This is a genomic window from Novosphingobium sp. BL-S-20 (genome assembly GCF_055521635.1).
Window position 1 is genome coordinate 987,593 of record NZ_CM145494.1, and the last position, 20,233, is coordinate 1,007,825.

The 20,233-nt window shown below is 64.3% G+C and carries 22 protein-coding genes and 2 tRNA genes; 17 read left to right on the forward strand and 7 right to left on the reverse strand.

Annotated features, from left to right (window positions below; translation table 11 throughout):
* Positions 1-29: 29 nt before the first annotated feature.
* The gene (gene purT, locus ACZ1II_RS12600) at positions 30-1,196 is read left to right on the forward strand and encodes a formate-dependent phosphoribosylglycinamide formyltransferase (protein WP_465146749.1); all 1,167 of its coding nucleotides are present in this window, start codon (positions 30-32) and stop codon (positions 1,194-1,196) included.
* 33 nt (positions 1,197-1,229) lie between these two features.
* On the opposite strand, the gene gloB is transcribed toward purT, so the two are convergent.
* The 4 genes from gloB to aroA all read right to left on the reverse strand — a co-directional run bounded on the left by gloB (position 1,230) and on the right by aroA (position 6,162).
* Positions 1,230-1,988: a hydroxyacylglutathione hydrolase gene (gloB, locus tag ACZ1II_RS12605; RefSeq protein ID WP_465146750.1), complete on the reverse strand. Its 759-nt coding sequence runs from the start codon at positions 1,986-1,988 to the stop codon at positions 1,230-1,232.
* 134 nt (positions 1,989-2,122) lie between these two features.
* The gene (gene rpsA, locus ACZ1II_RS12610) at positions 2,123-3,835 is read right to left on the reverse strand and encodes a 30S ribosomal protein S1 (RefSeq protein WP_334183582.1); all 1,713 of its coding nucleotides are present in this window, start codon (positions 3,833-3,835) and stop codon (positions 2,123-2,125) included.
* Positions 3,836-4,137: 302 nt separating this feature from the next.
* A complete protein-coding gene (locus tag ACZ1II_RS12615; RefSeq protein WP_465146751.1) occupies positions 4,138-4,761 on the reverse strand; it encodes a (d)CMP kinase in 624 nt (207 codons plus the stop codon).
* Positions 4,762-4,839: 78 nt separating this feature from the next.
* Positions 4,840-6,162, reverse strand: a complete 1,323-nt coding sequence (gene aroA / locus ACZ1II_RS12620; protein ID WP_465147290.1) for a 3-phosphoshikimate 1-carboxyvinyltransferase — start codon at positions 6,160-6,162, stop codon at positions 4,840-4,842.
* A 204-nt stretch (positions 6,163-6,366) separates the two neighbouring features.
* Here aroA and ACZ1II_RS12625 point away from each other — a divergent pair, with 204 nt between their 5' ends.
* The 5 genes from ACZ1II_RS12625 to rimM all read left to right on the forward strand — a co-directional run bounded on the left by ACZ1II_RS12625 (position 6,367) and on the right by rimM (position 9,768).
* Positions 6,367-6,687 (forward strand): FYDLN acid domain-containing protein, encoded by a 321-nt coding sequence (locus ACZ1II_RS12625; protein ID WP_465146752.1) that lies wholly within the window; start codon positions 6,367-6,369, stop codon positions 6,685-6,687.
* Between the two features lie 365 nt (positions 6,688-7,052).
* Positions 7,053-7,128, forward strand: a tRNA-Ala gene (locus ACZ1II_RS12630).
* 201 nt (positions 7,129-7,329) lie between these two features.
* Entirely contained in the window at positions 7,330-8,781 is a 1,452-nt protein-coding gene (gene ffh / locus ACZ1II_RS12635; RefSeq protein ID WP_465146753.1) for a signal recognition particle protein, read from the forward strand.
* 30 nt (positions 8,782-8,811) lie between these two features.
* Entirely contained in the window at positions 8,812-9,240 is a 429-nt protein-coding gene (gene rpsP, locus ACZ1II_RS12640) for a 30S ribosomal protein S16 (RefSeq protein ID WP_086493416.1), read from the forward strand.
* Positions 9,241-9,258: 18 nt separating this feature from the next.
* Positions 9,259-9,768 (forward strand): ribosome maturation factor RimM, encoded by a 510-nt coding sequence (gene rimM / locus ACZ1II_RS12645; protein ID WP_465146754.1) that lies wholly within the window; start codon positions 9,259-9,261, stop codon positions 9,766-9,768.
* Positions 9,769-9,803: 35 nt separating this feature from the next.
* On the opposite strand, the gene ACZ1II_RS12650 is transcribed toward rimM, so the two are convergent.
* Positions 9,804-10,121 carry a hypothetical protein gene (locus ACZ1II_RS12650; RefSeq protein WP_465146755.1) on the reverse strand — a complete coding sequence of 106 codons (318 nt, stop codon included), beginning with the start codon at positions 10,119-10,121 and terminating at the stop codon, positions 9,804-9,806.
* 128 nt (positions 10,122-10,249) lie between these two features.
* Here ACZ1II_RS12650 and ACZ1II_RS12655 point away from each other — a divergent pair, with 128 nt between their 5' ends.
* The 4 genes from ACZ1II_RS12655 to ACZ1II_RS12670 all read left to right on the forward strand — a co-directional run bounded on the left by ACZ1II_RS12655 (position 10,250) and on the right by ACZ1II_RS12670 (position 13,030).
* Positions 10,250-11,140: a LysR substrate-binding domain-containing protein gene (locus ACZ1II_RS12655; protein ID WP_465146756.1), complete on the forward strand. Its 891-nt coding sequence runs from the start codon at positions 10,250-10,252 to the stop codon at positions 11,138-11,140.
* A gap of 61 nt (positions 11,141-11,201) precedes the next feature.
* Positions 11,202-11,948: a tRNA (guanosine(37)-N1)-methyltransferase TrmD gene (gene trmD, locus ACZ1II_RS12660; RefSeq protein ID WP_465146757.1), complete on the forward strand. Its 747-nt coding sequence runs from the start codon at positions 11,202-11,204 to the stop codon at positions 11,946-11,948.
* Entirely contained in the window at positions 11,945-12,313 is a 369-nt protein-coding gene (gene rplS / locus ACZ1II_RS12665) for a 50S ribosomal protein L19 (RefSeq protein WP_147219281.1), read from the forward strand. Before trmD ends, rplS begins: the two co-directional genes overlap by 4 nt.
* A 444-nt stretch (positions 12,314-12,757) precedes the next feature.
* The gene (locus tag ACZ1II_RS12670; RefSeq protein WP_147219283.1) at positions 12,758-13,030 is read left to right on the forward strand and encodes an HU family DNA-binding protein; all 273 of its coding nucleotides are present in this window, start codon (positions 12,758-12,760) and stop codon (positions 13,028-13,030) included.
* A gap of 129 nt (positions 13,031-13,159) precedes the next feature.
* Here ACZ1II_RS12670 and ACZ1II_RS12675 read toward each other — a convergent pair whose 3' ends face one another.
* A complete protein-coding gene (locus tag ACZ1II_RS12675; protein ID WP_465146758.1) occupies positions 13,160-13,993 on the reverse strand; it encodes a hypothetical protein in 834 nt (277 codons plus the stop codon).
* A gap of 24 nt (positions 13,994-14,017) precedes the next feature.
* On the reverse strand, positions 14,018-14,845 hold the full coding sequence (locus tag ACZ1II_RS12680; protein ID WP_465146759.1) for a TrmH family RNA methyltransferase: 828 nt from the start codon (positions 14,843-14,845) through the stop codon (positions 14,018-14,020).
* Positions 14,846-15,009: 164 nt separating this feature from the next.
* Between ACZ1II_RS12680 and ACZ1II_RS12685 the strand changes: the two genes are divergently transcribed.
* The 7 genes from ACZ1II_RS12685 to tsf all read left to right on the forward strand — a co-directional run bounded on the left by ACZ1II_RS12685 (position 15,010) and on the right by tsf (position 20,194).
* Positions 15,010-15,095 (forward strand) — tRNA-Tyr (locus tag ACZ1II_RS12685).
* A gap of 142 nt (positions 15,096-15,237) precedes the next feature.
* Complete coding sequence (locus tag ACZ1II_RS12690; protein WP_465146760.1) at positions 15,238-15,987, forward strand: phosphatidylserine decarboxylase; 750 nt, start codon at positions 15,238-15,240, stop codon at positions 15,985-15,987.
* A gap of 95 nt (positions 15,988-16,082) precedes the next feature.
* A complete protein-coding gene (pssA, locus tag ACZ1II_RS12695; RefSeq protein WP_465147291.1) occupies positions 16,083-16,889 on the forward strand; it encodes a CDP-diacylglycerol--serine O-phosphatidyltransferase in 807 nt (268 codons plus the stop codon).
* Between the two features lie 185 nt (positions 16,890-17,074).
* Positions 17,075-17,293, forward strand: coding sequence for a hypothetical protein (locus tag ACZ1II_RS12700; protein WP_465146761.1), 219 nt, complete (start codon positions 17,075-17,077; stop codon positions 17,291-17,293).
* Positions 17,290-17,760, forward strand: coding sequence for a hypothetical protein (locus tag ACZ1II_RS12705; protein ID WP_465146762.1), 471 nt, complete (start codon positions 17,290-17,292; stop codon positions 17,758-17,760). The genes ACZ1II_RS12700 and ACZ1II_RS12705 overlap by 4 nt, the downstream gene beginning before the upstream one ends.
* Positions 17,761-18,368: 608 nt before the next feature.
* A complete protein-coding gene (gene rpsB, locus ACZ1II_RS12710; RefSeq protein ID WP_465146763.1) occupies positions 18,369-19,124 on the forward strand; it encodes a 30S ribosomal protein S2 in 756 nt (251 codons plus the stop codon).
* A 146-nt stretch (positions 19,125-19,270) separates the two neighbouring features.
* Positions 19,271-20,194, forward strand: a complete 924-nt coding sequence (tsf, locus tag ACZ1II_RS12715; RefSeq protein WP_147219298.1) for a translation elongation factor Ts — start codon at positions 19,271-19,273, stop codon at positions 20,192-20,194.
* The last annotated feature ends 39 nt before the right edge of the window (positions 20,195-20,233 follow it).

Here is a 20,233-nt window from a genome sequence, read left to right on the forward strand (position 1 = left end):
CGGCGCAACCTAACGAAAGGACCGCCGCCATGGCATTCACCGCGAAGATCCTGCTGCTCGGCTCGGGCGAGCTGGGGCGCGAATTCGTCATTTCGGCCAAGCGGCTCGGCTGCGAAGTCGTGGCCTGCGATGCCTATGAAGGCGCGCCCGCCATGCAGGTGGCAGACCACTTCGAGGTTTTCTCGATGCTCGACGGTGAGCGTCTGCGCGCCGCCATCGAGAAGCATAAGCCCGATTTCATCGTTCCCGAAGTCGAGGCGATCCGCACCGAAGTGCTGGCCGAAGTCGAGGCGGAAGGTTTCTGCGTCGTGCCTTCCGCGCGGGCCACGCAGATGACGATGAACCGCGATGCCATCCGCGAAGTCGCCGCTGTCGAACTCGGCCTGCGCACTTCGCGCTATCGCTATGCCGAGAGCCTCGACGAAGTGCTGACGGGCGCCGAGCACACGGGTCTGCCCTGCGTCATCAAGCCGGTCATGTCCTCATCCGGCAAGGGCCAGAGCACGGTGCGCGATGCCGCCGATCTGGAGAAGGCCTGGGACTACGCCGTTGCCAACATGCGCGGCTACCGCAAGCGGGTGATCGTCGAGGAATTCGTCGCCTTCGACTACGAGATCACCCTGCTGACCGTGCGCAGCCGCGAGGGTGTGTCGTTCTGCCCGCCGATCGGCCACCGGCAAGAACGCGGCGACTATCAGGAATCCTGGCAGCCGACGCCGATGGCGCCTGCCGCCATCGCCGCGGCGCAGGACATGGCGCGCAAGGTGGTGGACGATCTCGGCGGCTACGGCCTGTTCGGCGTCGAGTTCTTCGTGAAGGGCGAGGAAGTGATCTTCTCCGAACTCTCGCCGCGTCCGCACGATACCGGCATGGTCACGCTGATCTCGCAGAACCTCTCCGAATTCGACCTCCACGCGCGGGCGATCCTCGGTCTGCTGATTCCGGAAGTGACGCTCCATGGCCCGAGTGCCTCGGCAGTGATCCTGGCCGACCGGGACAGCGATTCCTTCGCTTGCGAGGGCCTTGCAGAGGCTTTGGCGACGCCGGGTGCGGCAATGGACCTGCGCATCTTCGCCAAGCCCGTGACGCGCCCCTATCGCCGCATGGGCGTCGCTCTGGCGCTGGCGGAGAACACCGATACCGCGCGCCGGGTGGCGGCGGAAGCGGCGGGCAAGGTCCGCATCGTCTACAAGTAAGGGGAAGGGGGGCTGCTTGCCCCCCTTTTCGTATCAGAAGCCGTTCTTCGCTTCGCGCAGGGCGGCGAAGGTCTCGACGGCATTGCCGCCGCCCCAGCGGGCCTGAAGCGCCGGATCGTCGGCGCGCAGGAACGGATTGGTCAGGAGTTCACGGCCGAGCTTGGTCGGAACGGTGGGCAGTCCGGCTGCGCGCGCGCGCTCGACATCGCGGGCATAGGCGGCCAGTTCCTCGTTCTCGGGATCGGCATGGAGCGCGAATTTCGCATTCGCCGCCGTATATTCGTGCGCGCAGTAGAGCATCGTGTCGACCGGCAGCGCCTTGATGCGCTGAAGGCTTTCCCAGAACTGCGCGGGCTGTCCCTCGAACATGCGCCCGCAGCCGAGTGCGAAGACCGAATCGCCGACGAAGGCGATATGCGCGCCGGGCAGATAGTAGGCGCAGTGGCCCAGCGTATGGCCGCCGACATCGAGGACTTTCGCCTTCCAGTCGCCCAGCATGACCACGTCGCCCTGATCGACGCGGCGGTCGACGCCCTCGATCTTCCCGGCATCGCCTTCGGGGGCGATGACCGTGCAGCCGGTGGCGGCCTTGATGGCGCCATTGCCGCCGGCATGGTCCGGGTGCCAGTGGGTGTTCCAGATCTGGGTGATCTGCCAGCCCTTGTGTGCGGCCTGGCGCAAGTATTCGTCTGCGTCCGGCGTGTCGATACAGGCGGTCTGGCCGCTCGCCGGATCGTGCAGCAGGTAGCCGTAATTGTCGCTGAGACAGGGGAACTGATGGACTTCGAGCATGGGATCTCTCCTTGCGGAGGGATTTAGGCGCTCGGTCGGGGGAGGGGAAGAGGATTGGGAAAAAGCAAAAGCCCGCCCGGATCGCTCCGGACGGGCCTTTGTTGGTTCACCTCGCGGTGAAGCCCGAACTGTTCTTACGAACGGTTCTTGAGGGCTTCGCCGAGGATGTCGCCGAGCGAAGCGCCCGAGTCCGACGAACCGTACTGTTCGACAGCTTCCTTCTCTTCGTGAAGCTGGCGAGCCTTGACCGAGAAGTTCGGCTTCTTCGAACGATCGAAGCCGGTGACCATGGCGTCGAGCTTCTGGCCGACCTGGAAGCGGTCGGGGCGCTGCTCGTCGCGGTCGCGGCCGAGGTCCGAACGCTTGATGAAGCCGGTGGCGCCATCGTCGCCAGCCTGGACTTCCAGACCGCCGTCGCGAACTTCGAGAACGGTGACGGTGACGACTTCGTTACGACGCAGCGAGCTGCCGCCGGTCGCGGCAACGCCGCCAGCGGCCGGAGCGCCACGCTCAAGCTGCTTCATGCCGAGGCTGATGCGTTCCTTCTCGACGTCGACGTCGAGAACCACGGCCGAAACCTGCTCGCCCTTGCGGTGCAGAGCCAGCGCGTCTTCGCCCGAGATGCCCCAGGCGATGTCCGACATGTGAACCATGCCGTCGACGTCGCCGTCGAGACCGATGAACAGGCCGAATTCGGTGGCGTTCTTGACTTCGCCTTCAACCTGCGAACCGACGGGGTGCTTCTCGGCGAAGGCTTCCCAGGGGTTCTGCTGAGCCTGCTTGAGGCCGAGCGAGATGCGGCGCTTGTCCGAATCGACTTCGAGAACGACCACTTCGACTTCCTGCGAGGTCGAGACGATCTTGCCGGGGTGGACGTTCTTCTTGGTCCAGGACATTTCCGAAACGTGGACGAGGCCTTCGATGCCGGCTTCCAGTTCCACGAAGGCACCGTATTCGGTGATGTTCGTGACGGTGCCCGACAGCTTGGCGCCGACCGGGTACTTGACGGCTGCGCCTTCCCACGGATCGCTTTCCAGCTGCTTCATGCCGAGGCTGATGCGCTGGGTGTCCTGGTTGATGCGGATGATCTGGACCTTCACGGTGTCGCCGATGGCGATCACTTCGCTCGGGTGGTTGACGCGCTTGTAGCTCATGTCGGTGACATGGAGCAGGCCGTCGATGCCGCCGAGGTCAACGAACGCACCGTAGTCGGTGATGTTCTTGACGACGCCTTCGATGACCTGGCCTTCGCTCAGCTTGTCGATCAGCTCGCTGCGCTGTTCGGCGCGCGTTTCTTCGAGGACGGCGCGACGCGACACGACGATATTGCCGCGGCGACGGTCCATCTTCAGGATCTGGAAGGGCTGCGGCACGTCCATCAGCGGGGTGACGTCGCGCACGGGGCGGATGTCGACCTGCGAGCCGGGGAGGAACGCAACGGCGCCGTCGAGGTCGACGGTGAAGCCGCCCTTGACGCGGCCGAAGATCACGCCTTCAACGCGCTTGCCTTCACCGAATTCGTTTTCGAGCTTGTCCCAGGCGGCTTCGCGGCGTGCGCGGTCGCGCGACAGCATCGCTTCACCGTCGGCGTTCTCGACGCGGTCGACGTAAACTTCGACTTCGTCACCGACCTTGAGACCGTGCTCGCCTTCACCGCGGGCGAATTCGCGCAGGGCAACGCGGCCCTCGCTCTTCAGACCCACGTCGATGACGGCCTTGTCGTTTTCGATGGCGGTGACGGTACCCTTGACGACGCGACCTTCGAAACCGTCGTCGGCAACGCCGCCGAGCTGGTCGTCAAGCATCTTCGCGAAATCGTCGCGGGTGGGATTGGCAGAAGTAGCCATTAAAGGTTTAATCCTGTTTAGTTCTTTCCGGCCAAGCGGTTTTATCCGCCGGTCTTTCCTCCGCGCTTCGCACCATGCGAGGCCCGGGCCAAAAGGGCCGAACCGCCGTGGGGGCCGGATGCCGTCCACGGCGTCCTTCAAACCTTGCGGTTCTCCAGACCGGCGGCCCCTACGCCCATGAGGGGCGAAATGCAAGAAAATTGGCGGATACGACATGGTTTCGTCGCATCCGAAATGCAGTCAATCGACCTCGGTTATCCATCCTGGCGGGTCAGGAGACCCAAGCTATCAATCGTAGCGGGTCAGGAGACCCGCAGGGCATCCACCGCGGCGATGGCAGCGGCGATGGCTTCCTCGCGCTTCAGCTCGGATGTGTCGATCTCGATGGCGTCGGCGGCGGCTACCAGCGGTGCGTCCTTGCGATTGCGGTCGCGCTCGTCACGTGCGGCGAGGTCGGCGGTGATCGCTTCCAGAGTGACGTCGCGGCCATGGGCCTGCATTTCGAGGAAGCGGCGCTGGGCGCGTGCTTCGACCGAGGCGATCACGAAGAGCTTGGCTTCGGCCTCCGGCGCGATCACCGTGCCAATGTCGCGTCCGTCCAGAACGGCGCCGCCGGGCTGCGTGGCGAAGGCGTGCTGGCGTTCGTAGAGCGCCTGGCGGACGGTGGGGTGGATCGAGACGCGGCTTGCCAGGCCGCCGCTGGCTTCGGAGCGCAGCTCGGGGTCTGCCAGAAGGCCCTCGGGAAAGGCACAGGCGGCGAGGGCGTCCACGGGATCGTCGGGGTTGCCGCCGTCCAGGAAGCACTGGCGGCCGACCGCGCGATAGAGCAGGCCGGTGTCGAGGTGGGGCAGTCCGAAATGGTGGGCGAGGGCCTTGGCAATGGTGCCTTTGCCCGAAGCGGTGGGTCCGTCTACGGCGATAATCATCGCGCGGTCATGGCGGCTTGGGACGTTCAGCGCAAGGTCGGCGCGGGAATGCCATCTGCCATCCCCGCGCTGATGCCCTTATCCGGCGAGGCTGGCCAGCAGGGCCTCGAAGTTGGGGAAGCTGGTGGCGATCGGGCGGGTATCGTCCACTTCCACGCCGCCGCTGCTGACGAGGCCTGCGACCGCCATCGACATGGCGATGCGGTGGTCGAGGTGGGTGGTGACTTGCGCATCGCTGGCGGTGCCGGGCAGCGGAGTGCCGCCGGTGCCGGTGATGACGAGGCCGTCCTCGCGCTCCTCGATCTGCGCACCGGCCAGCGTCAGCGCTGCGGCCATGGCGGCGAGGCGATCCGATTCCTTCACGCGCAACTCGTCGAGGCCGCTGGTGACGGTCACGCCCTCGGCCAGCGAGGCGGCGACGAAGAGGACGGGGAACTCGTCGATCATGGCAGGCGCGATTTCGGGATCGACTTCGATACCCTTCAGTGCCGAGTGCTTCACCAGCAGGTCAGCCACCGGCTCGCCGCCGACTTCGCGCTCGTTCAGGAACTCGATCTGGCCGCCCATCTGGCGCAGCACTTCGACAAGCCCGGCGCGGGTGGGGTTGAGGCCTACGTTCTCGATCACGACTTCGCTGCCCGGCGTCACCAAAGCGGCAACGATGAAGAAGGCTGCCGAGGAGGGGTCGCCCGGAACGTCGATGACTTGCGGCTTGAGTTCGGCTTCGCCTTTGATGGTGATGACGCGGGTGCCGTCGGCTTCCACGGTGACGGTGAGGTCGGCACCGAAGCCCTTGAGCATGCGTTCTGAGTGGTCGCGGGTCGGCACCGGCTCGATCACGGTGGTCTCGCCCGGCGTGTTGAGGCCGGCGAGCAGGATGGCGCTCTTTACCTGTGCGGAGGCAACCGGCAGGCGGTAAGTGATCGGCACGGCAGGCGAAGCGCCGCGCACGATCAGCGGCAGGCGTCCGCCTTCACTCGCTTCGAAGCTGGCGCCCATTTCCGAAAGCGGATCGATCACCCGGCCCATCGGGCGCTTGGAGAGCGAGGCGTCGCCGGTGAAGCTCACGTTGATAGGGTGGCTGGCGACAAGGCCCATCAGGAGACGGGTCGAGGTTCCGGAATTGCCCATGTCCACCGGGCCTTCGGGCTGGAGCAGGGCGCCTACGCCCACGCCGTTCACCCGCCATTCGCCGTCACCGACGCGCTCCACGCTGGCGCCCATGGCGCGCATGGCGGCGGCGGTGGCCAGTACGTCCTCACCTTCCAGCAGGCCGGTCACGCGGGTTTCGCCCACGGCCAGCGCGCCCAGCATGATCGAGCGATGGCTGATCGACTTGTCGCCCGGCACGCGGATACTGCCTTTCAGCGGTCCTGCGGGCAGGAAACGGCGGGGGCGCATGGGGGTGGTGGTGTCGTGGCTCACGGGCGTGCTTCTTTCGAGGCTGGAAGGCTGCAAAATCGCCGGGCTTTTGACAGCGGGGGCGGCCTATGGCAAGGCGCGCGCCCTGATGGTGCCGGAGCGCTTGATTTTGCGTGCCGTCACTCCCATCAAGACACGGAATTCTCGCCCGTACTCTTCGGGCGCGCAGTATGAGGACATTTCATGGCAAAGCCTGAGTGGGGCGCCAAGCACGGCTGCCCGAAATGCGGCACCCGCTTCTACGACCTGGGCAAGGACGACCCGGTTACCTGCATCGAGTGCGGCCATTCGTGGAACCCGGAACCGGTGCTGAAGTCCAAGCAGCCGATTCCCTATGAGGAAATCCAGAAGAAGGAAGTCGTCGAGAACGAGGATTCGGATCTCGCTGACGACGATCTGGACATCGACGAAGACGGCGATTCGCCGGACAACGACGTCGACCTCGGCGGTGACGACGATCTCGGCATCGGCGGCGGTGACGACGATGGCGACCGCGACGAGTAAGTCTCGGCGGGTTTCGTATTCAGGAAAGGGCGCGGCGCTTCGGCAGCCGCGCCCTTTCTCGTTTCTGAGATAATTGCTTTCAACCCGCTCAGGCTGAGCTTGTCGAAGCTCCCTGCGGCGTGGCGCGAGGCCTCCATCCTTCGACAGGCTCAGGATGAGCGGGGGTGGATGGGGAAAGGCAATGGAAAGGCGAGAGCGCGCGTTTCCGGCCTCTATTCTAAAAATGACAGGCCCGTGAAAATTTCCTCTTGCCAGCCCGGAGAACCCCATCTAGAGGGCGGCCTCCCAAGCGGAGGCAAGTCACAGCGACTGGCTGAAACGCGGGAAACGGAACGAACCTCCCAGGTCGATCCGGTGAAATGAATGGGGCCTTAGCTCAGCTGGGAGAGCGCCTGCATGGCATGCAGGAGGTCAGCGGTTCGATCCCGCTAGGCTCCACCATTTCTTACGAAACAGCCTTTCAAAGTCAGCTTCGATCGGTTATTTCGACATATCAGTTTCGCGGAAACGCGATACGCTGGCCGACGAGGTTTCGTCCGCCGGCGTTTTTCGCATAAGGTTTCCGTCACGCCGGTCAGCGAGGTTTCGCCCACCGGCGTTTTTGGCGTTCTGGCGGCTGTGGCCGTCGAAAAGGAGTTTGGCATGTTCGACAGCCTGTCTGATCGTCTTGGTGGCGTTTTCGACAAGCTGCGTGGCCGCGGCGCGCTCAAGGAGCAGGACGTTCGCGATGCCATGCGCGAAGTGCGCATCGCGCTGCTCGAAGCCGATGTCGCGCTCCCCGTCGTGCGCCGCTTCATCGATCAGGTTACCGAAAAGGCTGTCGGCCAGTCGGTCCTGAAGTCGGTCACGCCCGGCCAGCAGGTCGTCAAGATCGTCAATGACGCGCTGATCGAGATGCTCGGCGGCGAAGAAACCGCCGAACTCGATCTCAATGCCGCGCCGCCGGTCGTCATCATGATGGTCGGTCTGCAGGGCTCGGGCAAGACCACCAGCACCGCCAAGATCGCGCGCATGCTTCGCGAGAAGCAGGGCAAGAAGGTCCTGATGGCCTCGCTGGACGTCAACCGTCCGGCCGCGCAGGAACAGCTTCGCGTGCTGGGCGAGCAGGTCGGCGTCGCCACCCTGCCGATCATCGCTGGCCAGCAGCCGACCGAGATCGCCACCCGCGCGATGCAGTCCGCCAAGCTCCAGGCCGTGGACGTACTGCTGCTCGATACCGCGGGCCGTCTCCACGTCGATACGCAGCTCATGGACGAGATGAAGGCGGTTGCCGCCATCTCGAACCCCCGTGAAACGCTGCTGGTGGTCGACTCGCTGACGGGTCAGGACGCGGTCAATGTCGCGCAGTCGTTCTCCGGCGAAGTCGATCTGACCGGCGTCGTGCTCACCCGTATGGACGGTGATGCGCGCGGCGGTGCGGCGCTGTCGATGCGAGCCGTCACCGGCAAGCCGATCAAGTTCGCAGGCACCGGCGAAAAGATGGAGGCCCTTGAGGTCTTCCACCCGAGCCGCGTCGCCAACCGCATTCTCGGCATGGGCGATATCGTCTCGATCGTCGAAAAGGCGGCCGAAGCGGTCAAGGTCGAGGACGCCGAAGCGCTGGCGAAGCGCATGGAGCAGGGCAAGTTCGACATGAACGACCTGCGCATGCAGCTTGGCCAGATGCAGAAGATGGGCGGCCTCGGCGCGCTGGCAGGCATGATGCCGGGCATGAAGAAGGCCAAGGCGGCCATGGCGCAGTCGGGCATGGACGACCGCGTGCTGCTGCGCATGGATGCGATCATCGGTTCGATGACCCAGAAGGAGCGCGTCAACCCGGCGCTGCTCAATGCCAAGCGCAAAATCCGCGTCGCCAATGGCTCGGGCACCAATGTCCAGGACGTCAACAAGCTGCTGAAAATGCACCTGGAGATGTCCAAGGCCATGAAGCAGATAAAGAAGATGGGCGGCCTCAAGGGGCTGGCCGCGATGTTCGGCAAGGGCGGCCTTGATGCTGCGATGCCCGGATTGGGCGGCGGCCTCGGCGGTGGCGCCGGTGGTCTTCCGGGAATGGGCGCAGGCGCGCCCGATCTCAGCAAGTTTCTTAAGAAGTAATTTTTGAAGATTTGAAGGAAAGGTAGAGCAATGTCCGTTTCGATCCGTCTGTCGCGCGGTGGCGCGAAGAAGCGTCCTTACTACAAGATCGTCGTCTCCAACTCGCGCGCTCCGCGCGACGGCAAGTATCTTGAGCAGGTCGGCACCTACAACCCGATCCTCGCCAAGGACGATGAAAACCGCGTCCGTCTGGTCGAAGACCGCGTGCGTTACTGGCTCGGCGTTGGCGCCCAGCCGACCGACCGCGTTGCCCGTCTGCTCGACAAGGCCGGCATCAAGGAACGCGCCGCTACCGTGAACGCCAAGAAGGGTGAGCCGGGCCAGAAGGCCAAGGACCGCGCCGAGGAAAAGGCCGAGAAGCTGCGTGAAGCTGAAGAAGCTGCCGCCGCTGCTGCTGCCGCTCCGGCCGCTGAAGAAGCTCCGGCTGAAGCAGCCGCCGAGGAATCGACCGAAGCCTAAGCTTCAGGTTCGATCCAGATGGCTGGTCAAGACCGCCCCGTCACGCTTGCTGCCATCACTGGCGCGCACGGCGTGACGGGCGAGGTTCGCCTCAAGCTGTTCGGTGAAGGCGTGGCGGCGCTCAAGCGCTACCGCGCCTTCAACGATTCCACCCTGACGCTCGCCAAGCTGCGCGATGACGGCAAAGGCGGTGCGATTGCGCGTTTCGAGGAAGTGCCGGATCGCACGGCTGCCGAGAAGCTGCGCGGCACCGCGCTCACCGTTCCCCGCGCGTCGATGCCGGAACTGGAGGAAGGCGAGTATTATCACGCCGACCTGCTGGGCCTGCGCGCCGTCTCCGACGCGGGTGACGAACTCGGCATCTGTATCGCGGTTGAGAACTTCGGCGCGGGTGACGTGATCGAGATCGAGCGTCCGGCAGGCGAGGATTGCAAAAGGCGCCGCTTCATGGTGCCGATGACTCCCGCCGCCGTTCCCGAGTGGGATCACGAACGGTTGGTCATCAGCGCCGTCTTCGCGGAAGAATAAGGAAAGGCCGTCCTTCGGGGCGGCCTTTCTTGCTTTCAGGCAAGCGCGGCCTGGGTGCACGAGCGGGCCGCTTCGAAGGGTGTCTGTGGGCAGTCGATGGCGAGGACCAACGGTGCCATCATGCCCAGACTCGCCCCAGTAAGAATGCCGCCGATAACGCCGATCGTAGTCAGGCGGGCCTTGCGGGCCAGCGCCGTTTCCGTTCCGCGCTGTTCCGGCTTGCGGCGGCGCGGCGCCCGGCGGCGAATGCGTGCCGCAATCTTCCCGGCCAGCTTGGCCAGTCCGTGATCGAGTCCTTCGGAAAACCGGTCATGACCGGCGTTCCACTGCTGCATGAAATGTTGATCCTGCATTGTCCGGTTCCTCCATCGGATGACCGGAATTTGCGCGATCCGCCGTGACTTCGCCAACAAAGCCTCTGGCGAAGGTTATAAGGCAGCCTTATCATGTGAGGATGGAACGCCTTCCGCCCCTGACTGCCGTGCGCGCCTTCGAGGCTGCCGGTCGCCACGAGAACTTCTCGCGCGCAGCCGAGGAACTGGGCATGACGCAGGCAGCGGTTTCCTATCAGATTCGCCAACTGGAGGATCGCGTCGGCAAGCCGCTGTTCGTGCGTGAAAAGGGTAGGGTGCATCTTTCCGATGCCGGAAGGCGTTTGATACCCGCTCTGAGCGGCGCTTTCATCGCCATGGCCGATGCCTTTGCGGCCATTCGCAGCGAGGACGAGGATGTCTTGGCGATCAACGCCTCCGTTTCCCTCGGCGCAAACTGGCTGAGTACACGCATCGGACGATTTCAGCTTCGACATCCGGATATCGCCGTCCGCATGTCGCTTGCCAACGAAGTGATCGACTTGGGGACATCGAATTACGACGTCGCCATTCGTGGCGGGATGGGGCAATGGGACGGGCTTCGCAGCGAGTTCCTGTTCCGCCAGCACTACTCTCCTATCTGCTCTCCGGAATTTCTGGAACGGTATCGTATTCGACAACCAGAGGATTTGCTGGAGGTCGAGCGCTTTGCCCCGAACGACCCCTGGTGGAATGCCTGGTTCGCCGTTGCAGGCGTGGGGCAGCTGCCGTCGCCTTCGCGGCGCGGATTTACTTTCGATAACCAGCTGCAGGAGGGCGGCGCGGCCCGCGAAGGTTTCGGCGTGGCGCTGATGACGCCATTGATCTGGCGGGAGGATCTGGAGGCTGGCCGTCTCGTGCAGCCGTTCGAGACAATGTACCTGCCGGGCAATGCGCATTGGATGGTCCATCCCGAGAACCGCGTGGGCGTCCGCAAGATCGAGCGCCTGCGCGAATGGTTCCGCGACGAGATCGCGCGCGACCGCGCATTCCTGCCTGCCGAAGTCTGGGAACCGCTCTGAAAGGCGCAATTCCGGCGCTTCCCCCTTGCCGCAGCCGCCGAATTGGGCTTTGCGCGGGGGCATGACTTTCAACGCGACCGTCCTCACCCTCTATCCGGAAATGTTCCCCGGCACGCTCGGTATCAGCCTTGCGGGCAGGGCGCTGGAGGAGGGCAAGTGGGCCATGAACCCCGTCCACATCCGCGATTTCACGAAGGACAAGCACCGCACCGTGGACGATACGCCCGCCGGTGGCGGCGCCGGCATGGTGCTCAAGGTGGACGTTCTGGCCGCCGCGATCGATCATGCCCGTTCGATCAATCCCGACGCGCCGATCATCGCCATGACTCCGCGCGGCAAGCCGATTTCGCAGGCGCGCGTGCGTGAACTGGCGCAGGGCCCTGGCGTGACCATCCTGTGCGGCCGGTTCGAAGGTTTCGACGAGCGCATCTTCGAAGGCCGCAATGTCGAGGAGATGTCGGTCGGCGATGCGGTGCTTTCGGGCGGCGAACCCGCGGCAATCCTGCTGTTAGACGCTTGCATTCGGCTGCTTCCCGGCGTAATGGGCGCGGCTTCCAGCGGGACCGAGGAATCGTTCGAGGACGGTCTTCTCGAATACCCGCAATTTACCCGACCCACCGAGTGGGAAGGGCGCACGATCCCTGAAGTGCTGCGATCGGGGGATCATGCGAAGATCGCCGCCTGGCGGAAACAAAAGGCGGAGGAAGATACACGGTCACGCAGGCCGGACCTTTGGGAACGTCGCAGTGACGTTCGGGGCCAGTCTGCCTCTGGTGCGCGGCGCAAAAACGAGGACTTAGGTTCATGAACCTGATTCAGCAGATCGAGGCCGAGGAAATTGCCAAGGCCGCCAAGGATATCCCGACCTTCCGTCCGGGCGACACCGTCCGCGTCGGCGTGAAGGTGGTTGAAGGCACCCGTACCCGCGTCCAGGCTTACGAGGGCGTGTGCATCGCGCGTTCGAACCGTGGCATGGGTTCGAACTTCACCGTCCGCAAGATGAGCTTCGGTGAAGGCGTGGAGCGCGTATTCCCGCTCTACTCGCCGAACATCGATTCGATCACCGTTGTCCGTCGCGGCGTCGTGCGTCGTGCGAAGCTGTACTACCTGCGTGGTCGTACCGGCAAGCGCGCCCGTATCGCCGAGCGCCGGGTCAACGACGCCAAGGCATAAGCCCTGGTCGATTGTCTGGCTCGCGAGAGCCGGACAGCTTGAGAGGCGGTTCGATTTCGGACCGCCTTTTTTGCGCCCGGATTCTGCCGGGGCACTTCCGGTCAGCCGATACTTTTCGAAAAGCGGTGGCCAGTTTAACCCGGTCTTTACCGAGTTGACTCCATTCGCCGAACCGGTCGCAATCCGCCAGACGGCGGGGCGTTCCAGATCGGCTCACATCTTCCTGGCGGCTTCAGGGGCGGTACCGCGATCCGCGCCCGTGTCATGCTGCACTGCACAATTCGGAAATCGTCATCTGAATGGCGGAAAAACGCGATAAACTGCCAGTTTTGGTTTTGTTTAGGCTTTGACACCGTGGGTAAAACCCGCTCAATTCCGTCCGTCCTGAGGCGATTCAGAATATCCCATCGCATCCTTCCATTGAAAGCTTAGGGGGTTCCCATAATGAACAAGAACGATCTCATCAGCGCTGTCGCGGACACGAGCGGTCTTACCCGCAGCGATGCCACCAAGGCTGTCGAAGGCGTGTTTGAGGCCATCACCGGCGCGCTGAAGTCGGGCGACGAAGTTCGCCTCGTCGGCTTCGGCACCTTCTCGGTCGCCAAGCGCAAGGCCTCGACCGGCCGCAACCCGCGCACTGGCGAGCCGATGGAAATCAAGGCTTCGGCTCAGCCGAAGTTCAAGGCCGGCAAGGGCCTCAAGGACGCTGTCAACTAAGCATCCTTGCAGCTTGCTACGCCTCGCAGGCTGAAAAGATTACGCCGTGCCGACCTTGGGGTCGGCGCGGCGTTTGTCGTTTGGGAGTAATTGAGCGGCAGGCGGCGCGAGCCGCCCGCCGCGCCCGGATCAGGGCGTCAGCTTGACCAGCGCGGTCGGTGCGGCGGGGCTACGGGCATCGATCTTCCAGGCCAGCGCCTTGCCGTTCGGTGCGGCAGTCGGTCCTTCGTCGGTATTGTTGGCCAGAATCTCGCCATCGGTGGTCAGCGTGAACGTGCCGTCGGGCTGGACTTCGCCTGGCTTGGCCTCGCTCTCCTTGTCTGAAGCAAGGTCGCCCATCAGCGCGCCCATACCCGATGCACCGCCCTGCGGACCGAACGAGGGCGCCTCCATTCGCACCGACCCGTCCCGGCGCAGCGAGAGCTGGACGAAGCTGTTACTCATCGCGAAGCCTTCGATGGTGGGGAAGGCGAAGTCGTGGTCGAGCCGTCCGGTCGTCGCGAAGTCGACATCGAACTTGCCGTTGCCGACGTAGACCACCTTGTTCCACCCGACCTGTCGGCGCAGCTTTTCGGCAATCTGCTCCCCGGCCTTGGGATCGCTGGGGTCGAGGCCACCGGTCAGCATCTGCGCGGCCTTCTCGTCGCTCTTCTTCTTTTCGGCGCTCGACTTTTCCCAGTCGGCTTTCTGCTGGGCGAGTTCCTCGTCGGTACAAGTGCGTTCCGCGTAGTCCTCGTCATGGCAGTCCTCGGGCGCAAAAGGCTTGGGCTTCGACATCTGAAGGGGCACCATCACGATTTCGCCTGCATAGCGGAACGTGAACGTGCGGTTTTTTCGCAAGTCCAGACTTGAGGTGAATTTACCCGGTGCGAAGATGCAGGCCGCCGCCAGCAAGGCGAGGGCGGTGACGCCCAGCGCTGCGAGGAGGCGGCGCCCCCATGGATGCCGTTCGGTGCAATTCATGATCTGTGCCCCTCTGATATGCGCTTACGCAGGCCGGGTCGCGGCGGCGTAGAGCGCGATGGCGGCGGCGTTGCTGACGTTGAGGCTTTCCATGGCGTCGCTGATCGGCAGCTTGGCGATGGCGTCGCAGTGCTGGACGATATTGTGGCGCATGCCATCACCCTCGGCGCCGAGCACGAGTGCGACCGGACCTGCGGGCAGGGCCTCGCCAAGCGTGGACTGCGCTTCGCCGTCGAGACCGATTCGCCAGTAGCCCGCCTCGGCGATCTCTTCGAGCGCGCGCGCGAGATTCACGACGCGGACCCAGGGCAGCACTTCCAGCGCGCCCGAGGCGCTCTTGGCCAGGGTGCCCGATTCGGGCGGGGCATGACGGTCCTGGGTGACGATGGCGCAGGCGTTGAAGGCCGCCGCCGAACGCATGATGGCGCCGACATTGTGCGGATCGGTCACCTGGTCGAGCACGACCACCGGGCGCGAGGGATCGCCGTCGAGCACGTCGTCGATGAAGATGTCATCGAGCGGCGCGCATTCGAGCACGAGGCCCTGGTGCGGTGCGTCGCGGGCGACGAGGCGGGCGAGGTCGGCGGGCTGCGCCCATTCCACCGGGAAATCGGTGGGCAGTTCGCCGTCGAGCGATTCGACGCCTTCGCGAGTCGCCCAGAGCTTGCGGTGGCTGCGATTCGGATTCTTGAGGGCAGCCTCGACGGCGTGGCGGCCCCAGAGGCGAACCATGCCGGTGCTCGCACGCCCGCTGCCACGGCCGTTCTTCATCCGGCCTGCGCGGCCGCGCAGCGGTTTCCCGGAGCGGCCGCCTTCGCGGTCACCGTCTTGCCGGTCGCTACGATTGGTCATGAAAATTGTCCTTATTCGAAAAAACTATGCCGCTCCTGCCATTCCCCCCATTGACAGGCAAGGCCGGGTTCTACATAGGCGCGCTCCTCGGCAGCGAGGCTCTGGTTTCAGAGCTTCAACACAACGGGTCTTTCGATAGATAGACCCCCGCCAGTAACTGGTGTGGACAGGTGGCCGAGTGGTTAAAGGCAGCAGACTGTAAATCTGCCCGTGCAAGCGTACGCTGGTTCGAATCCAGCCCTGTCCACCACCGGTTCTCTTCAAAAGAGCATTCCCTTCGGGGACCCCGGACACTATCCCCGTCACGAAATATCCCCGCCAGTCTCGGCGAACGGGAACGCGGCGCGCCTCCCGGCATTGCGGGGGCGGTGCACAGTGACTAGAGGACGGTGATGCCCGGAGAAATTCTCGATAATCAGGGACGCGGCGAAGCGTCCTGGAGCTGGCCTTCCGTTCATCCGGAAGGTCGCAAGTTCGGCGCCATCTCGGGCGTCGTCGCGCTGATCGGCTGGATCGTGTTCGGGCCGCTCGTCGGCCTGCCGCTCGCCCTGCTGACCTACTGCGTGCTGGCGTTCTTCCGCGATCCCGTGCGCGTGACGCCGCAGGACGACCGCTATATCGTGGCACCAGCCGATGGTCTGGTGACGCTGATCGGCAAAGTCGCTCCCCCGCGCGAACTGACCGTCGAGGATGGCAGCGGCTCGCAGCCGATGCCGACCGAGCCGGTGACGCGCATCTCGATCTTCATGAGCGTGTTCGACGTTCACATCAATCGCAGCCCGATCAGCGGCACGGTGCGCCGGGTGATCTACATTCCCGGCAAGTTCCTCAATGCCGACCTCGACAAGGCCAGCGAAGAGAACGAGCGCCAGCACATCCTGGTTGAGCGCGGCGACGGCCTGCGCGTCTGCTTCACGCAGATCGCGGGTCTGGTCGCGCGCCGGATCGTGCCTTTCGTGAAGCCGGGCGACATGATCGCCGCCGGTCAGCGGATCGGCCTGATCCGCTTCGGCAGTCGCGTCGACGTCTATCTTCCCGCCGGGGTCGAGCCGAAAGTGCTCATGGGCCAGCGCATCGTCGCCGGTGAGACGGTTCTGGCCGAACTCGGCTCGGCGCCGATGATCGAGGGTATCGCACAGTGAACGGCGAGCCCGGCGGAATTCGGGGTGATGCAGAGGTGGGTGCCGAAGACGGTGATCGCCAGCGCTTGCATCGCCGCCTGGCCGGCGGGCTGCCGATGCGCGTTTTCGTTCCCAATGCCATTACTGCCGCCGCGCTCTGTTCGGGCCTTACCGGCATCCGCTTTGCGATCGGTGGCGACTATCAGCGGGCGGTGCAGGCGATCATTCTGGCGGGCCTTCTCGACGGTATCGACGGCCGCGCCGCGCGCCTGCTGAAGGCGCAGACGCGCTTCGGTGCGGAACTCGATAGTCTGGCCGATTCGATCTCGTTCGGCGTCGCGCCTGCGCTGATCGTCTATCTCTGGACCTTGCACCAGCTTCCCAGCATGGGCTGGATCGCCGCGCTGGCATTCGCGATCTGCTGCGTACTGCGCCTCGCGCGCTTCAATTCGCGGCTCGACGAACTGGACCAGCCGCACAAGGAAGCCGGTTTCCTGACCGGCGTTCCCGCCCCGCTCGGTGCGGGGCTGGCGTTCCTGCCGATCTATCTCTGGATCGCGACCGGCGTATCCGAATTCGCCAATCCGATCGCGGTCGGCGTGTGGATGGTGCTCGTGGCCGTGCTGATGATTTCCAGCCTGCCGACTCTGGGCTGGTCCCGTATGCGTCCGCCGCCCAGCATGCGCCTTGGCGTTCTGGCGCTGGTGGGCCTGACCGTAGCCGCGCTGCTGACCGAGCCGTGGTACACGCTGGCGGTCATCACACTCGTCTATCTGGTGCTGATCCCGATCGGGATCGCCGCTTATGCGAAGTTCAGGCGACGAGTTCCGCTCCAGAATCCAGTCCGGGCCACTCCAGGCCAGGCCGTTCCGCCGCATTCCATTGCGGATGACGGCGAGGACGCAGCGGACGGTCCTTTCTGAGCATGGCGAGCGCGGGCAGGGGCACGCGTTCGGCCGTCTTCCACACGATTGTCAGCGATTCGTCGCAGGCGCGAAGCTGCGCCGGGAGGGCACGGGCGGTGCCGAGATGGCGACGCCAGCTTGCAGCGATGACCTGGGCGGAGACCAGCGCAGCCACGGCGAAGAGACAGGCGGCAAAAGCAGTCATGACCGTTCCTTTCGAACCATCGTCCATGATCCCGGCATCTTCCGTTATCCTGACGGGGGCGGCGCTTGCGACCCCTGTGGAGAGCTTGTGGAAAATTCAGAATCGTTCTATTAATGTTCCTGTGATGTCGTTGTTCTCAATTTGTTCTCACGCTGTCAAGCTGAAAACCTTCGGTCTTCGCGGCGCGATCCTGGCCTTCGCGGGAGCTTCGGCATGAGTGCGGATACGCGCAGTGCGCTGGCGGAGCTGGAAGGGCTGCGCGACTGGTGCGAAGTGAACCAGTTCGAGATCGAGGAAATCGATTCCGAGGAACTCGCTCTGACCGATCAGGAGACGGGCAGCGTCTGGTCCGTGTTCGGCGTAGACGACTGGATACAGATCAAGGGCCTCGTTCTCGAGGAAGTGGAGCCGGGTCCGGCCCTGTGCCTGACTTTGGCGCGGCTGCACGACCGTCTGCTGGGATGCCGCTTCTCGATCGATTCGCAGCACGGGCTGGTCATCATCGTCGATCTCATGCCCTCGTGCCGCTCCGGGGAAGCCATCGCCGAGGCCATCATGCAGATGCAGGCGATCATCGATCACACCAGCGATCTGATCGAGGAGGCTATCGCCAACGAAGTGCCGGCCGATGATCGCACGATCGATCACGCCTTCAGGCTGGAAGGTTCACGGCGCCTGCACTAGCCGCTGCTTACGCCGGACGGTGCGACGCCGGGCGGCTTGTCAGCGGTCTCCGGTTCGCAGGCGATTTCGATCCTGGCGCGGGCCGCCGCATGCTCTTCTCCCGAAGCCGAACATTACCGAGTGCGGGAACGAATTCCCGCCAAGCGACAAGGAATGTTCTGACGGCCAGCGCCGCGGCGATTCCGAACAGGATGGATATGACGGCATTCATGGGCTGCGTTCCTGGGCCTGTGTCCTCTCCCCCGAAAGGCGTTGCTTGATGGTTCTTCGGCGAGGTCCGCCGCGAAGGGCTTTCGCGGTGACGGACTGCTGTGGGTTACCCTGTGGAAAAACGGTTGAAGACGGTTGGTTTCCGGCAGGAAACCGCGCTTTCCCGGCTCTGCGACGAACTGCCTCAGCAAAACGCCGGATCGCGGTTCAGATTGGGGCTGGCCTTTTTCGGGGAATATCGCTAAGGGCGGCCCCGCTCGACGAACGATACCGAATTGGCGGTATTCGGCGACTCGGGCAATCCACATGGAAAGGGCACATACCGGTGCTTTGACGGTCGGGTTTCCCCTCCGCCAGGTTCCTGCTTTCCAGAGGTTCAACCGGAAAGGAATTCTATTATGGCGGCACCCGTCGTCACCATGTCGCAGCTCATCGAAGCCGGCGCGCACTTCGGCCACCAGACCCACCGCTGGAACCCGCGCATGAAGCCGTACATCTTCGGCGCGCGCAACGGCATCCACATCATCGACCTGTCGCAGACCGTGCCGCTCTTCGCGCGCGCTCTCGAATTCGTGCAGTCGACCGTCCAGGCCGGTGGCAAGGTGCTCTTCGTCGGCACCAAGCGCCAGGCTCAGGAGCCGATCGCCCAGGCCGCCCGCGCCTGCGGCCAGCACTTCGTCAACCACCGCTGGCTGGGCGGCATGCTCACCAACTGGAAGACCATCTCGGGTTCGATCAAGCGCTTCAAGGCTCTTGAAGAGCAGCTCGCCGGCGACACCACCGGTTTGACCAAGAAGGAAGTCCTTCAGCTCACCCGTGAGCGCGACAAGCTCGAGCTGTCGCTCGGCGGTATCCGCGACATGGGCGGCATCCCGGACGTGATGTTCGTGATCGATGCCAACAAGGAAGAGCTGGCGATCAAGGAAGCCAACGTCCTCGGCATCCCGGTCGTCGCCGTGCTCGACACCAACGTGAACCCGCAGGGCATCGCCTTCCCGATCCCGGGTAACGACGACGCCAGCCGCGCCGTGCGCCTGTACTGCGAAGCGATCGCTCAGGCCGCCACCAAGGGTGGTCGTGACGCGCTCGTCAACAGCGGTGCCGACATCGGCGCCATGGACGTGCCGGTTGCCGAAGAGACCGTCGAGGCCTGATAGGTCCGGCGACGACTTTTTCGTCATGGAATTGTCGCGCGCCGGGTCCAATGGGCCTGGCGCGCGTTTCATTTCCGGGTCGCGGGTGCGGCCTGGGCATTTTAAGGTCGTGATATGCGGCCCCACCAAGCAAAAGGATTTGAGCGATGGCTTACACCGCCGCTGACGTGAAGAACCTGCGCGAGCGCACTGGCGCCGGCATGATGGACTGCAAGAAGGCCCTCGACGAAACCGGTGGCGATCTCGAAGCCGCTGTCGACGCGCTGCGCGCGCGCGGTCTGGCCGCTGCCGCCAAGAAGTCCAGCCGTACGGCTGCCGAAGGTCTGGTCGGCGTTGCCGTCACCGGCACCAAGGGCGTTGCCGTCGAAGTGAACTCGGAAACCGACTTCGTTGCGAAGAACGACCAGTTCCAGGACTTCGTCCGCAAGACCACCGAAGTCGCTCTTGGCGTTGCCGGTAACGACGTGGAAGCCCTCAAGGCTGCTGCCTATCCGGGCGGCGGCACCGTTGGCGACGCGCTGACCAACAACGTTGCGACCATCGGCGAGAACCAGCAGGTTCGCCGCCTGAAGACCGTCGAAGTCGCTCAGGGCCTCGTCGTTCCCTACATGCACAACGCTGCTGCGCCGAACCTCGGCAAGATCGGCGTGCTCGTCGCTCTCGAATCGGAAGCCTCGGCTGACGTTCTCGAAGCGCTCGGCAAGCAGATCGCGATGCACATCGCCGCTGCTTTCCCGCTGGCGCTCAACGCCGACGATCTCGATGCCGAGCTGATCGCTCGCGAGCGCAAGATCGCCGAAGAAAAGGCTGCCGAATCGGGCAAGCCGGAAGCCGTGCAGGCCAAGATGGTCGACGGCGCGATCGCCAAGTACGCCAAGGAAAACGCGCTGCTCTCGCAGGTCTTCGTCATGGACAACAAGACCCCGATCCAGCAGGTCGTCGACCAGGCCGGCAAGGACGCCGGTGCCAAGATCGTGCTGAAGGACTACGTCCGCTTCCAGCTCGGCGAAGGCATCGAGAAGGAAGTCACCGACTTCGCAGCCGAAGTGGCTGCTGCCGTCGCTGGCTGATCCTTCGCGGATACCGAACAAGAAAAGGGCCGGGGAGCT

Coding starts and splice junctions, on each gene's coding strand:
- purT (WP_465146749.1), top strand. CDS start 30: ATGGCATTCACCGCGAAGATCCTGCTGCTCGGCTCGGGCGAGCTGGGG.
- gloB (WP_465146750.1), bottom strand. CDS start 1,988: ATGCTCGAAGTCCATCAGTTCCCCTGTCTCAGCGACAATTACGGCTAC.
- rpsA (WP_334183582.1), bottom strand. CDS start 3,835: ATGGCTACTTCTGCCAATCCCACCCGCGACGATTTCGCGAAGATGCTT.
- ACZ1II_RS12615 (WP_465146751.1), bottom strand. CDS start 4,761: ATGATTATCGCCGTAGACGGACCCACCGCTTCGGGCAAAGGCACCATT.
- aroA (WP_465147290.1), bottom strand. CDS start 6,162: ATGCGCCCCCGCCGTTTCCTGCCCGCAGGACCGCTGAAAGGCAGTATC.
- ACZ1II_RS12625 (WP_465146752.1), top strand. CDS start 6,367: ATGGCAAAGCCTGAGTGGGGCGCCAAGCACGGCTGCCCGAAATGCGGC.
- ffh (WP_465146753.1), top strand. CDS start 7,330: ATGTTCGACAGCCTGTCTGATCGTCTTGGTGGCGTTTTCGACAAGCTG.
- rpsP (WP_086493416.1), top strand. CDS start 8,812: ATGTCCGTTTCGATCCGTCTGTCGCGCGGTGGCGCGAAGAAGCGTCCT.
- rimM (WP_465146754.1), top strand. CDS start 9,259: ATGGCTGGTCAAGACCGCCCCGTCACGCTTGCTGCCATCACTGGCGCG.
- ACZ1II_RS12650 (WP_465146755.1), bottom strand. CDS start 10,121: ATGCAGGATCAACATTTCATGCAGCAGTGGAACGCCGGTCATGACCGG.
- trmD (WP_465146757.1), top strand. CDS start 11,202: ATGACTTTCAACGCGACCGTCCTCACCCTCTATCCGGAAATGTTCCCC.
- rplS (WP_147219281.1), top strand. CDS start 11,945: ATGAACCTGATTCAGCAGATCGAGGCCGAGGAAATTGCCAAGGCCGCC.
- ACZ1II_RS12670 (WP_147219283.1), top strand. CDS start 12,758: ATGAACAAGAACGATCTCATCAGCGCTGTCGCGGACACGAGCGGTCTT.
- ACZ1II_RS12675 (WP_465146758.1), bottom strand. CDS start 13,993: ATGAATTGCACCGAACGGCATCCATGGGGGCGCCGCCTCCTCGCAGCG.
- ACZ1II_RS12680 (WP_465146759.1), bottom strand. CDS start 14,845: ATGACCAATCGTAGCGACCGGCAAGACGGTGACCGCGAAGGCGGCCGC.
- ACZ1II_RS12690 (WP_465146760.1), top strand. CDS start 15,238: ATGCCCGGAGAAATTCTCGATAATCAGGGACGCGGCGAAGCGTCCTGG.
- pssA (WP_465147291.1), top strand. CDS start 16,083: ATGCGCGTTTTCGTTCCCAATGCCATTACTGCCGCCGCGCTCTGTTCG.
- ACZ1II_RS12700 (WP_465146761.1), top strand. CDS start 17,075: ATGACCGTTCCTTTCGAACCATCGTCCATGATCCCGGCATCTTCCGTT.
- ACZ1II_RS12705 (WP_465146762.1), top strand. CDS start 17,290: ATGAGTGCGGATACGCGCAGTGCGCTGGCGGAGCTGGAAGGGCTGCGC.
- rpsB (WP_465146763.1), top strand. CDS start 18,369: ATGGCGGCACCCGTCGTCACCATGTCGCAGCTCATCGAAGCCGGCGCG.
- tsf (WP_147219298.1), top strand. CDS start 19,271: ATGGCTTACACCGCCGCTGACGTGAAGAACCTGCGCGAGCGCACTGGC.